The organism is Staphylococcus sp. AS1337, from assembly GCF_051408735.1.
In the GTDB taxonomy this organism is placed as follows: Bacteria; Bacillota; Bacilli; order Staphylococcales; family Staphylococcaceae; genus Staphylococcus; species Staphylococcus xylosus_B.
The window spans coordinates 148699-161585 of record NZ_JBOIHZ010000001.1 but is presented as its reverse complement, the minus strand read 5'-3'; the positions used below and the strand labels follow the sequence as shown (position 1 = coordinate 161585).

Sequence of the window (12887 nt, the reverse complement as noted above, 5' to 3'; positions counted from 1 at the left end):
ACTGTTGATTATATTAAACTAATCTAACTAACAAATTATAAAGGAAGATGCAAAATGTCTACTCAAATATTTATATTAAGTAAATTAATGGAAAAAAACACTTATCCTTATTTACTTAAAAAAGAATTGTCTGAACCAATACCTTATGACAAAATGAGCGATTTAACGGAAAATAAACTTTATTATCATTTTGAAAAATTATCGAAAAAAGAGTTTATTGAAGTAGTAGAAACAATCAAAGAAGAAAACCGTCCAGATAAACAAGTGTTTAAAATTACTGAACAAGGTAAGAAAAATTTACCAAACATGATGTACAAATTATTTGAAAATGCGAATGAAATTGAAGAAATATATGTTGGTATTGCATATCTTAAATACGTTGATCGTAAAAAAGTTGTTAATATATTGGAAAATAAAGTTCAAGATTTTAAATATACCTTAAAACAATCAAAAGGTTTTTTAAAAAAATATGAAACAGTACCTAAAAATGAAGAACTTTCAAATTTTATGTGGGATTACTTCAACACAAAAACAACTCATAAAATTAATTTTTTAGAAAAAATAATAGAAGCAATTAAAAACAATGATATCTAATTTTCAAAGTATGTATAGAATATTAGTTTAATCATATAATTTAATTACATGGAGTGAATTTTAATGGAGGATATTAAAATAAACAGGGGAGACTTAAAACACAATCTTTCGGAAAAATTTGTGTGGACGATTGCTTATGGCTCTTGTATAGGATGGGGGCTTTTATTCTTCCTGGAGATTGGTTAAGTAAGTCAGGTTCTATATCGTCTATGATAGGTATCACAATTGGAGCCCTACTGATGATATTAATAGCAGTTAGCTATGGAGCTTTAGTTGAGCATTTCCCTGTTTCAGGAGGAGCGTTTGCTTTTAGTTTTTTAGGTTTTGGACGATATATAAGTTTCTTCTCTTCCTGGTTTTTAACTTTTGGATATATTTGTGTAGTTGCATTAAATGCTACAGCTTTTAGTTTGTTAGTTAAATTTTTAATACCAGGCGTTTTAAAAATAGGTAAATTGTATACAATTGCGGGCTGGGATGTATATATTACTGAAATTTTAATCGCCTCTGTATCATTAATTGCTTTTATGTTCATTACCATTAAAGGAGCTAGTGTATCAGGATCATTACAATATTATTTTTGTATAGCTATTATTATAACTATTTTATTATTATTATTAATTCCTGGTTCTCCTGCTTCTTTATCCATGCCTTCATATATTGCATTAGGGATGTGGGCAATTATAGGATTAATATTCTTTGTAGTAAGGTACCCGAAATTAAAATACATTGATGGAGATTACTTAAGTAGAATGATTTTAAATCATAGTGAAGAAGAGATTAATACTATGATCAATGATAAAAAATAAATTAAAATATCGCTATTATTTACTATGTCTATTATTGACATAATATTTTTAGCAATATTAATGAGACCCTTAACTAAAAAATTAGTTAAGGGTCTCATTATAAGTTTATATATTTATTAAATTTATTCTGCAGTTTCTCCACCATCAACAGGTAGATTAATACCTGTAATAAAAGAAGACTGGTCAGAACATAACCAAACCGCAGCACTTGCTTGTTCATTTGGGATGCCCATACGTCCCATCGGAATACCAGATTCAAAAGCTTTCGCTTGATCTTCAGCATCTTGACTCCAACTTTCTACGGCTGCTGTTTTTGTCATACCAGGACAGATTGAATTAATGCGTATATTTCGTTTGCCAAATTCTAATGCTGCACTTTTAGTTAACCCATTAACACCGTGTTTAGCAGAAATATAAGGCGTTAAACCAGGCGTTCCAACTAAACCACCTGTAGATGCTGTATTAACAATTGCACCTCCACCAGATTCAAGCATAGCTGGTATCTCATATTTCAAACATAAAAATGTACCAGTTAAAGTAATATCTATTACACGCTGCCAACGATCTGTGTCAATTTCTGTTACTGGAGCCGTTGATGCACCTACTCCTGCATTATTATGCGCCCAATCTAATTGTCCAAATTTCTCAATAGTTTGATCTATTAGATTTTTCACTTCTTCTTCTTTACCAACGTTACACTTAATAAAATGTGCTTCTCCATCTTGTTCCTCAATGAGTTTCACAGTTTCACATCCTGCATCTTCAGAAATATCTGAAACGACAACTTTCGCTCCTGCTTTCGCAAAGGCAATAGCACTTGCTCTACCAATCCCATTACCTGCTGCGGTTACAATACCAACTTTATTTTCCATTAATTGTTCCATTAGTTATCACGCTTTCTTTATGTCATTAATATAATTTAATACTACCGCCATCTACCATCACTGTTTGTCCAGTAATATATTGAGCATCTTTACTTCCTAGAAATACAGCGACTGGTCCAATATCCTTTTCTACGTCTCCAAATTTTTGTAGAGGAATACCTTGGACAACTTGGTTATAATATTCTGGGTTATCTTTTCTCCATTGATCAACACCTTCAGAATAAGCAATAGGGGAAATAATATTAGCATTGATACCAAATTCTCCAAACTCATTTGCGATAACGCGAGTTATACCACGAATAGCCTCTTTAGCCACAATATAAGACCCTTGATTTTTGTCTCCTTTTACAGCAGCACCAGAGCCAAAATTTATAATGTTTCCGTGTGTTTCTTTTAAATAAGGAATTACCATTTGACATAAATAAAATGTCGCATAAAACCCCGTATTAAATGATAAATTCAAATCATCTTCAGTAATATTTAAAAAACTATTCATACGAGATGCATGAGCATTATTAATTAATATGTCAATTTGTCCATACGTTTGAATAGTCTGATCTACACATGCTTGTAATGATGCTTTATTACTTAAGTCTGTTTTTATAAATAAGGTATCATAACCTTGATTGTTTAATTCTTGGCTCAATGCCTGTCCTTTTTCTTCAGCAATGTCAACAATAACAACTTTTGCATTTTCTTTAACATAGGCTCTTACAATTCCAGACCCAATGCCTCCTGCGCCACCTGTTACGATAGCAATTTTATTATCTAGTCTAGCCATTTAAATCACCTTTCTTTTTAGAATTCCAATATCCTTCTTTAACAAGTTTTTCTTTATTTTTAAAAGCCAAAATAATCGCAATGATATTAACCACAAAGAGTAAAATAATGATAATAAGGCCCATGGTATAGCTTCCTGAAATATCATATATAAAACCATAAGCTGGTAAAGCGACAATAGATGCAAGGGCTAAGCCAATTGATGAAGTGGAATAAATTTGACTATAGTCTTTACTTCCAAATAATGACGAAGTCATTGCTGGTGCTATTGTTCCAATCGATGAAGTAAACACACCAAATAAGAATAAAGCAACAGCTACTATCACAATAAAATTAGGCATAGCAATCAATAAAATAGTGGCGATTAGTCCTAGTATCATAGCCAATAAAGCAACTTTTTTTGCGCCGATCTTGTCTGTTAGATAACCAAATACAAGTGAACCGACAAAAACACCCACCATTAATGCAGACATCATTGCGCCAGCAATACTAACTTTTTGTCCATGATTAACAAGGTAAGTCGGAACGTGCATTGTAAAGCTTGATATGGCAGTAATAATGAAAAAAAATAAGGCTAATAAGAAAAAAGCTGGTGTTTTTTTGGCCGTAGTATATGCGATACCTTCAATGTTTTGTGTTTGCTTATGGGAATCTATATCAGCGCTTGTATCTCCATAAGCTTTTGTATTTTTATCCTTAGGAAAATTACGAATTAATAATAAAATAATAGGCGCAACAATAATAAGCACACCTATACCTGTAATAAAATATGCATTTCTCCAACCAAACTGACTAATTAAATCGCCTATAATAGGTTGTGCAAACACACCAAGTAATCCTCCAATCGCTGATAAAATACCAAGCGCAATCCCCTTACCTTTATTAAACCATCTTTCAATTATAACAGGACCACCTATTACGGTAATGAAAACACCACCAATAGCGAGTGGTATGGCTAAGAGATACCATCCCCAAACTGAGTTCATTAAACCAAATAAAGCGAATGCGCCTGCTTGTAAAACAATAGCAAAAAACAATACTAACCTTGCACTATATTTAGATAATAGCTTTCCTCCAAATGGAAGAAACAGTAAAGTCACAATCGAAGAAACACTTAAATAAATCGTTAAACTACCTACACCTACATTTAAATCTTGGGATACAGGGGATAAAAACAAACCTGCTGAATTATTTAATGTTGCTTTACCTAACCCTACAGAAATACAGAGTCCTATTAATATTAACCACGCAAAATGTAACTTTCTTTTATTCATTTAATCCTCCTCTATAATTCAAAGTATTTATCTCCTTTCTGTATTTAAATGTTTTACACGTTCATATAATTTATTTTGTATACTTAATAGTTGTTCAACTTCTTCAATATTTAAAACAGAATAAACTTCATTTCTCATGTTTCGCCCTTGCTTTTGGGCTTCTTCTAAAACATCTAATCCTTGATCAGTGATTGTAATTAAAATAACACGTCGATCATTTTCTTGTTGCTCTCTAACTATATAGCCTTCCTTTACAAGTTTATTCGTTAATTTAGTAATAGCTCCAGAAGTATAGCCTAGAGAAAGTGCAAGAGACGAAGGTTTCTGTGGGCCCTTCTCTTTTAATTTAGATAAAGCCAAGATTTGTGAAATGTTAACGTTCATATCAAATTTTTTCATAAAAAGTGTCATTGTAGCATCGTTAAACAGTTCAATATTATGAATCAATTCAAAAAAGTTATTGTTTTCCATAATTGCTCCTTTTCCAAAAATTATTATGATATTAATATACCAGTAATTATCTTTCTGGTAAAATATTTAATAGTATAATAAATGCCAACTTTTTATAAAGTGAAAATAAGCTAAAAGATAATAATTTTAGGGAGAATACGAGGAGGAATTATGAGTATTTATATAGAAAGTGTTGATTCATTTAATATAAATGAAGTTAAAAATTTAAAAATAGCTAAGAAACAATTTCATTTTATAGAAACAATAACGGATTGTTTGAACGAAGCAATGAAATTTTCACAGTGGCATCCAGTAGCAATTTATAAAGGTGATATTGTCGTTGGTTTTGCGATGTATGGTTGCTTTGGAGAAAACAAAGAAACTTGGATTGATCGAATTCTTATTGATGAACAACATCAACGTAAAGGCTATGGTCGAGAAGCTATGAAATTGCTGATAAATTTAGTTTTAAATAAATATGATATAAACACAATCTATTTAAGTATTGTTAGAAATAATGATATTGCAAGAGCGTTATATGAAGAGTTAGGTTTTCGTTATACATCAATAGATGATTTAAATGGTGAATTAATATTTAAGTATAATAAATATTAATTGTCAATGTAGTGTTTAATAGCTAAGGTTCATAACATAAATTAAATCAAATAAGGAGTGCATAAAAAATGAAAAGATTAAAAGATAAAGTTGTAATTATTACTGGAGCAGCACAAGGTATGGGCAAAATGCATGCTGAAAAAGCATTAAATGAAGGCGCAAAAGTTGTAATTACTGACATAAACAAAGAACTAGGGTTACAAACTTCACAAATACTTGGAGAAAACGCTATATTTATTCAACATGATGTGGCGAATGAAGAACATTGGAGCAATGTAATAAGCACAGTTATTGAGAAATGGGGACGTATTGATGTATTAGTTAATAATGCAGGAATTACTTATAGTACACCTTTAGAAGAATTGAGTTTAGCAGGTTATATGAAGATTGTGAATATTAATCAAGTTTCTGTATTTTTAGGTACGAAGACTGTAGCAGAGACTATGAAAGCTCAAAACGCCGGTTCAATTATTAACATATCATCTATGAACGGCTTAGTAGGGGGGGCTATTGGATATACTGATACAAAATTTGCTGTTAGAGGTATGACTAAAGCAGCATCTAGAGAATTATCTCCTTACAATATTCGTGTTAATTCCGTACATCCAGGGGTTATCCAAACCGCTATGTTAGAGCAAGAAGATGTTAAAGAGCAAGTAGAACAATTCAAAAAAACGATTCCTATGAGACGTGTAGCACAAGTAGAAGAAGTATCAAACATGGTTATCTTTTTAGCTTCAGATGAAGCTAGTTATTCTACAGGGGCTGAATTTGTTATTGATGGCGGTCTGACAGCGTTATAATAAAGCAGTTTTAAGAATTTCATACTATGAGGAACTATTATTTTATAATTTTTTGATAATATTATTTGCTTTTCTACACCAAAACTCTAGTTAAAAATTTTTATTGCTCTATAGTTACTTACCTTTCTTATATTCAGTACAATAAGAAAAAATAAGTTCTTATTTAACAATGTTATTGAAAAGTAGAAATATACTCTATATAAAACAAGGAACATTTTTACGTACATTAATTCGACTAAAGCATTATATAATAAATAAAAAATTTATTATTAGCAAATCAACAATAAAGGGAAGTTTATTATAATCGATTCTTCAGGTTTAAGGTATATTTTGAATTTGTTGTATGATCGTTGCTAATTACCGTTAATGATTGTAGAGAATAGTTTAGGTGCAGTAGATAAAGTAGAAGAAGAGGGTAGTGTACGTGATGTGTATCGTATGAATATTTAAAAAATATCTTCAATTAGAAAAAAACAATCGAAATAGACGGCGCACCTGTAATGGTATATGCAATGTGGGTCATTTCGATATTATTTCTGCAAGCACCGGTGAAATGAAAAAACGATATGGTTTTATCTATGTAGACGTCGACGATGATGGTAATGGGACTTACAATAGATATAGAAAAGATTCATTTTATAGAAAAGACGATTTATTAAGAGAAACTGCTAAATATCTCGAAATTGATACACAAGTTCTCCATAACTTTGATCAATATGGTGAAGTAGTGGAAATAGACAAAGAAAAAATTATTGATGGTTATAAGGCAGTCATTTTAAATATAGTGCGCAAAGGGCCATGTATACTAATGGAAAGAGGGGGCAGATTATATATTAAGAGATGCAATTTCGTTCTTAAATGTATACGTTTACGCACCTAATATTACTAAGAAAATTGAACGAGCAGTTAAAATTGGAGGACAAAGTGAAGAAAATGCAAAAGCGTTTATTCAACAGCAAGAGCAATCCCGTGCAGCATTTTATCAACAATATACAGATATCACCAGGGCTGAATTAAGTGAATATGATTTGTGTAAAAATTCAGATACTTTCACTGGTAACGCACTAGATTTGTCAATTTGTGTTGATATTATAAAGAGCGCCTTACAATAGCTTTAAAATTCATTATTTATGTCACTTAATTATTCAAAAGATATAATATAAAACCTATGGGCGAATAGGACGGTAGTTCCTAAAGTGATATATAAAATAAGGTATCATCAGTAACCATTTCTCTCTAGATATGGTACTGATGATGCCTTGTTTTTAACATAGCTATCATTGTGAATTGATTAAATTTTTGAATATATGATTTTCTCAATTTCTATATTATTTTAATAGAAATTGACTTTTATTTATTAGCCAAAGATATTATACCCTGAACCTTGATTAGATTTACTTCAATGCTAATGGAAAGTCTTTATAACCTTCGCTAACGTTTACAATATTAGTAAAACCTCTATATTCTAGTATACCGATTGCGATTGAACTTCTAACTCCTGATTGACAATGAACGTATATTTTATCATTTTTATCAAAAGGTATACTCTCATTTAATAATTTTCCGTGATGGATATTCACCGCTTGTTCTAAATGTCCTTGGTTCCATTCTTCATCATTACGCACATCTAGCACATGAGTTTCTTTACCAGTCATATCCGCGCTATGAATAGAAGACGTCATGGTTGTTGTTTGTGGTAAACGGTAACCTGCTACATTTTCAAAACCAATTAACTGTAAAGTATGCACTGCTTCTTCAACCGTAGCTTTATTGCCGATTAAGTCTATATCTTTATTATAGTCTAAATACCAACCAATTTGATTAATAAAGTTGTGATTATAAGGAATATTGATAGTTCCTTGCGCATGACCGCCATGGAAAGCTTCTTTACTACGAAGATCAAATGCGATTCTTTCATTGTTTAAGCTAGGATAAACATTATATGGTTGATACATGTTCATACCAAATTGGTTAATTTGTTTCATTTGGGCAAAATGATGCGGTGGAGCTGGTTGATTTGATGTTAATGTTTCAACAAATGTTGCTTCATCAGTTACATTAAAGGCCCAGTTGTTTATTTTTTCGTAACCTAACGTAGACATAGGTACTGCCCCTAAAGCTTTACCACATGGACTACCTGCACCATGGCCTGGCCAAATTTGGATATAATCTGGTAAATCTTTAACACTATTTACAGATTGATACATTTGTTTGGCACCGATTTCTGTTGACCCTTTCATTTGTACTGCTTTTTCTAATAAATCAGGTCTACCTATATCGCCAACGAAGATAAAGTCACCACTAAATAGCCCCATCGGTATATTAGACCCTCCGCCTTCGTCAGTAAGTAAGAAACTGATACTCTCGGGGGTATGACCTGGTGTATGCAAGACTTCTAATTTAATATTTCCTACATAAATAGTGTCTTGATGTCTAACAAAATGGGTTTGTTGTGGCATGTTTTTATAACTCAAGTCATCGTCACCTTCACCAGATACGTATATATTTACGTCCAATTTGTCCGCAACATCTCTAATGCCTGAAGCAAAGTCAGCATGAATATGCGTTTCAGCAGCTTGTGTAATTGTAAAACCTTCATCATCTGCAACTTGCATATATTTTGTTAAGTCCCGTATTGGATCTATGATCATCGCTTCTCCTGTACGTTGACATCCAATTAAATAAGAGGCTTGAGATAAATTATTATTATAGAATTGTTTGAAAAACATAAGAATCTCCTTTTTAAAATAATTTAGTTTATTAAATAAATTATGACTGGCTTGTTCTGTTTCACCAATATAAGTTCCTACGCCACCATATTCGACTTCATCTCTAAGTTCTTCTTTTGTAATGCCCATAACGTCCATGCTCATCGTACATGCGATTAGCTTGATGTTTTGATCAATTGCTTGGTCTATAAGTGACGGTAAGGAATCAACATTTTTCTTTTTCATAACATAACGCATCATGATATTACCTAAACCGAACATATTCATTTTTGATAATGGCATGCGTACTGGTGTCTTAGGCAACATAAAATCAAACATTTTTGCAATACCTTTCTTCTTAACATGAGTTGCTTGTGCTTTTTTCAATGCATTAAGTCCCCAAAAAGTGAAAAAGATAGTTACATCTCTGCCAGCAGCTTTAGCACCGTTTGCAATAATCATTGCCGCTACTGCTTTATCTAACTCACCACTAAATAAAACGATAGTCGTACCTTTAACGGTATGATTTACTTCTAATTCTCGTGGTTTTTCTTTTTGAATAACGACGTTAATTTCATTGTTATTTTCGTTCAACTTTACAAGTGTGTGTCCTGTTTGTTTCACCCAGCTTTTAATATCGCTAAGAAAACCAGGGTCTGTGACGGTCACTTCGATTTGGTCACCAATTTCAATATTTTTAATTTCTTTACTAACATTAACTATTGGTCCCGGGCACTGAAGGCCATTAAAATTAAATTGTTTACGACTCTGTTTGAGTGATTTATTATCCTCTTCTACCAAATCATTATGATCAATATTTTGGTTTTCATAAGCTTTATAACCACCTTCCAAATTCACAACGTCGTAACCTTGTTTAGCTAAATATTCACTTGCTTTAGCGCTTCTGTTACCACTTTTGCAGTAGATATAATAAGTTTTATCCTTGTTCTTAGAGAATGTGTCAATATTTTCTACAGAATGTAATGTTGCACCATCAATGTGGCTTAATTTGTATTCTTCTGGTGTTCTAACATCAATCAATTGTCCTTTTTTCGCTAATTGCTCTAACTCCACTTTACTTAATTCGTTAATATGTTGCTTTTGATATTGTTTCATATTTTCCTCCTCTAGATACCTACAGGGGTATAATAACAGTTAAAAACAACTTAAGTCAAATACCCCTATAGGTATTTGACAATTTGCTACAAATTTATTACTATAAGTATATTCAATTTAAAATCGGAGGAAACCAATATGGATTATAATAAACAAATGGTAAATCGCATCAATAGAATACAAGGCCAATTAAACGGCGTTATTAAAATGATGGAAGAAGAAAAGGATTGTAAAGATGTCATTACGCAACTCAGTGCATCAAAGAGTTCAATCCAACGTTTGATGGGCGTTATTATAAGTGAAAATTTAATAGAATGTGTAAAAGCAGCCGATGATAAGGGAGAAAGTTCTCAAGAAATGATTAATGAAGCTGTGAATTTATTAGTGAAAAGTAAATAATGGACATGCTCAATATAATAACTATGTTGTTGATTGGCATATTTGGAGGTTTTATATCTGGCTTGGTAGGCATAGGAGGAGCCATTATTATTTATCCAGCTATTTTGTTGTTACCATCATTATTAGGGGCTTCTGCCTATAGCGCATACATTGCTTCGGGTCTCACTTCTAGTCAAGTGTTTTTTAGTACACTCAGCGGTTCATTTAAAGCAAGAAAGAAAGCTGAATTCTCACCTCAACTTGTAATGAATATGGGTGGGGGTATGGTTATTGGAAGCATATTCGGAGCAATGCTAGCTAATTTATTTAACGCTACTTTTATCAACACTATATATATAATCATCGCTATAGTTGCATTACTATTAATGTTTATTAAAGTTAAATCTGTGTCGCAAGAGGCCAGATTCAAACCTGTTTTACTTATCTTAGTAGGATTTGCGATTGGTGTAGTGTCAGGCATTGTAGGTGCAGGTGGCGCATTTATTATTATTCCCGTATTATTAGTTTTATTCAAGTTGCCAATGAATACAGTAGTGACTAACAGTATCGTCATTGCTTTCATCTCATCAATAGGGGCTTTTATTATTAAATTCATACAAGGCTATATCCCTATCGAAAGTGCAATATTTTTAATAATTGGAAGCATGCTCTTTGCGCCTATAGGGCTAAAAGTAGGTTCCAAGGTACCTGACATTGTTCAAAAAAGCATTGTCAGTGTCTTAATCGCAATTGCAATTATACAACTTGTATTTTAATAAATTTAAAAAGGGGGCTTTAAAGTGAATCAGTGGGATGAAAAATTTGATTCAGAAGAATATATTTATGGCAAAGAAGCGAATTCATTTGTCAAAGGTATTTTTAAAAATCCAACAGACAATAATGAAAAAATTTTATTACTTGCAGAGGGTGAAGGCCGTAACGCGATATATCTAGCAAAACTCGGGTATGATATAACGACTTATGATATGTCGCAAGTGGGGATTAATAAACAATACCAATTAGCGAGCGAAGCACATGTTGACATCGATGCAAATTATGGAGACATCACAAAACCTAACTTAGCGGCTGGGTCATCATTTGACTATAGTATTAATATCTTTGGCCATGTACCTAATGAAGGTAAACAAGAGATGTTCAATAATCTCGTTCAATCATTAGTCATAGGGGGTTATAGTTACTTTGAGTTTTATTCAAAAGAACAATTAGCATATGGCACTGGCGGTCCTAAAGACGAATCCATGTTATATACAATTGATGAAATCGAAGCTTATTTAAAACACTTACCTGTTAAGATTCACGAATTAGAACAGCATGAGGTTTATCGTAATGAAGGTATTAAACATACTGGCACAGGTTCTATAATTCAAGGCTATATAGAAAAAATATAATATTTGAGTATAAGATGATAACAGAGCACGTGAAATAAATAACTTTGACTAAAAATAAGAGTTAATTTATATTGAGTTAGTATAGAAATTGAGGTTTTTATAAAAAACAAAAAGGCGTCATCTAATAAAATCATTTCAAAAATGGTTTTACTAGATGGCGCTTTATTACGCTTGAAATCCACCGTTAAAAATAAATAGCTATATTATGCTCTTGGCAAAAAGCATTGATATCTTTTGGAGGAATTTTATCGGTAAACATTTTGTTAATATCTCTTAAATCACAATAGGTGAGTAAAGTGGATTTCCCCATTTTACTATGATCGGCTAAGATAAATGTTTCTGTAGCTTTACTCGTAATATACTGCTTTATTAAATTTTCTTCCATCTCAGAATTAGATAATCCATTTTGAATATTAACCCCTGTTGCTGACATAAAAGATTTATTAATATTGAATTTCTCTAGCAACATATTAGAGTCAATACCTATAAATGATCTAGTTATTGGTTTATATTTTTCCCCGATAATAAATAAAGTGACATTTTCAAATTGTGAGGCTTTATTCATAATATCAAGGCTATTCGTTATTATAGTAAAAGTCAGATGTTTATCTACATAATCTAACAAATGGATTGTGGTCGTACCTGTATCGATATAAATAATATCATTGGCTTCTATTTCATTAGCAGCTAGTTCGCCAATTAATTTTTTAGAATTACTGTTTTCAATATTTCTTTTATTATAGTCCACGGCTTTATGTGAGTCTTCAATTACTTCAATACCACCGTAAACTTTTTTAACGATATTCATATCTACAAGTTGATTAACGTCACGCCTAATAGTGTTAATTGAAACATTGAACCTTTGTCGCAATTCTTCTATCGAAGCGGTTTTATTTTCTTTTATGAAAGATTCAATTTCATAAATACGTTTAGCTTTCATATATAATTCCCCCATTTATTACAATATAACCAATTTCATGAAAATACACAACCTAATATGGAAAAAGTTACTCAAAAGTTGACACAATTTTGAGATTATTATAAAGTTATTCCAAGAAGTAACCAAA

General features: G+C 31.7%; 13 protein-coding genes and 4 pseudogenes. 10 read left to right on the top strand and 7 right to left on the bottom strand.

Annotated elements, in window-relative coordinates; translation table 11 throughout:
* Positions 1–54 precede the first annotated feature (54 nt).
* Positions 55–594 (top strand): PadR family transcriptional regulator, encoded by a 540-nt coding sequence (locus ACSUE0_RS00755; protein ID WP_436955589.1) that lies wholly within the window; start codon positions 55–57, stop codon positions 592–594.
* Between the two features lie 57 nt (positions 595–651).
* Positions 652–1208: pseudogene (locus ACSUE0_RS00750) on the top strand (amino acid permease); the annotation flags it as partial.
* Positions 1209–1525: 317 nt separating this feature from the next.
* Here ACSUE0_RS00750 and ACSUE0_RS00745 read toward each other — a convergent pair.
* The 4 genes from ACSUE0_RS00745 to ACSUE0_RS00730 are packed head-to-tail and all read right to left on the bottom strand — an operon-like array spanning position 1526 to position 4812.
* Complete coding sequence (locus ACSUE0_RS00745; protein WP_436955587.1) at positions 1526–2287, bottom strand: glucose 1-dehydrogenase; 762 nt, start codon at positions 2285–2287, stop codon at positions 1526–1528.
* Positions 2288–2312: 25 nt separating this feature from the next.
* Positions 2313–3068, bottom strand: coding sequence for an SDR family NAD(P)-dependent oxidoreductase (locus tag ACSUE0_RS00740; protein ID WP_436955585.1), 756 nt, complete (start codon positions 3066–3068; stop codon positions 2313–2315).
* Entirely contained in the window at positions 3061–4341 is a 1281-nt protein-coding gene (locus tag ACSUE0_RS00735; RefSeq protein ID WP_436955583.1) for an MFS transporter, read from the bottom strand. The genes ACSUE0_RS00740 and ACSUE0_RS00735 overlap by 8 nt, the downstream gene beginning before the upstream one ends.
* A 27-nt stretch (positions 4342–4368) precedes the next feature.
* Positions 4369–4812, bottom strand: coding sequence for a MarR family winged helix-turn-helix transcriptional regulator (locus ACSUE0_RS00730; RefSeq protein WP_436955581.1), 444 nt, complete (start codon positions 4810–4812; stop codon positions 4369–4371).
* A gap of 150 nt (positions 4813–4962) precedes the next feature.
* On the opposite strand from ACSUE0_RS00730, the gene ACSUE0_RS00725 reads away from it, so the two are divergent.
* From ACSUE0_RS00725 to ACSUE0_RS00705, 5 genes and pseudogenes are all read left to right on the top strand, one after another.
* Positions 4963–5406, top strand: a complete 444-nt coding sequence (locus tag ACSUE0_RS00725; RefSeq protein ID WP_436955579.1) for a GNAT family N-acetyltransferase — start codon at positions 4963–4965, stop codon at positions 5404–5406.
* A 68-nt stretch (positions 5407–5474) separates the two neighbouring features.
* Positions 5475–6209: an SDR family NAD(P)-dependent oxidoreductase gene (locus ACSUE0_RS00720; protein ID WP_436955577.1), complete on the top strand. Its 735-nt coding sequence runs from the start codon at positions 5475–5477 to the stop codon at positions 6207–6209.
* 303 nt (positions 6210–6512) lie between these two features.
* A pseudogene (locus ACSUE0_RS00715) lies at positions 6513–6653 on the top strand (6-phospho-beta-glucosidase); the annotation flags it as partial.
* An 82-nt stretch (positions 6654–6735) separates the two neighbouring features.
* Positions 6736–6846, top strand: a pseudogene (locus ACSUE0_RS00710) (hypothetical protein); the annotation flags it as partial.
* Positions 6847–7039: 193 nt separating this feature from the next.
* Positions 7040–7321 carry an AAA family ATPase gene (locus ACSUE0_RS00705; RefSeq protein ID WP_436955985.1) on the top strand — a complete coding sequence of 94 codons (282 nt, stop codon included), beginning with the start codon at positions 7040–7042 and terminating at the stop codon, positions 7319–7321.
* Positions 7322–7603: 282 nt separating this feature from the next.
* On the opposite strand, the gene cstB is transcribed toward ACSUE0_RS00705, so the two are convergent.
* Both cstB and ACSUE0_RS00695 read right to left on the bottom strand, forming a co-directional pair.
* The gene (gene cstB, locus ACSUE0_RS00700) at positions 7604–8938 is read right to left on the bottom strand and encodes a persulfide dioxygenase-sulfurtransferase CstB (RefSeq protein WP_436955983.1); all 1335 of its coding nucleotides are present in this window, start codon (positions 8936–8938) and stop codon (positions 7604–7606) included.
* A 33-nt stretch (positions 8939–8971) separates the two neighbouring features.
* Positions 8972–10033 (bottom strand): annotated as a pseudogene (locus tag ACSUE0_RS00695) (DsrE/DsrF/DrsH-like family protein); the annotation flags it as partial.
* A gap of 138 nt (positions 10034–10171) precedes the next feature.
* Here ACSUE0_RS00695 and cstR point away from each other — a divergent pair.
* Genes cstR through ACSUE0_RS00680 form a run of 3 tightly spaced genes read left to right on the top strand, consistent with a single transcriptional unit; the run spans position 10172 to position 11820 of the window.
* The gene (cstR, locus tag ACSUE0_RS00690; protein WP_017722250.1) at positions 10172–10432 is read left to right on the top strand and encodes a persulfide-sensing transcriptional repressor CstR; all 261 of its coding nucleotides are present in this window, start codon (positions 10172–10174) and stop codon (positions 10430–10432) included.
* Positions 10432–11187, top strand: coding sequence for a sulfite exporter TauE/SafE family protein (locus ACSUE0_RS00685; protein ID WP_119614244.1), 756 nt, complete (start codon positions 10432–10434; stop codon positions 11185–11187). Before cstR ends, ACSUE0_RS00685 begins: the two co-directional genes overlap by 1 nt.
* A 24-nt stretch (positions 11188–11211) precedes the next feature.
* Positions 11212–11820, top strand: coding sequence for a class I SAM-dependent methyltransferase (locus ACSUE0_RS00680; protein ID WP_436955575.1), 609 nt, complete (start codon positions 11212–11214; stop codon positions 11818–11820).
* A gap of 184 nt (positions 11821–12004) precedes the next feature.
* Here ACSUE0_RS00680 and ACSUE0_RS00675 read toward each other — a convergent pair whose 3' ends face one another.
* The gene (locus ACSUE0_RS00675) at positions 12005–12760 is read right to left on the bottom strand and encodes a DeoR/GlpR family DNA-binding transcription regulator (RefSeq protein WP_182475162.1); all 756 of its coding nucleotides are present in this window, start codon (positions 12758–12760) and stop codon (positions 12005–12007) included.
* Between the last annotated feature and the right edge of the window lie 127 nt (positions 12761–12887).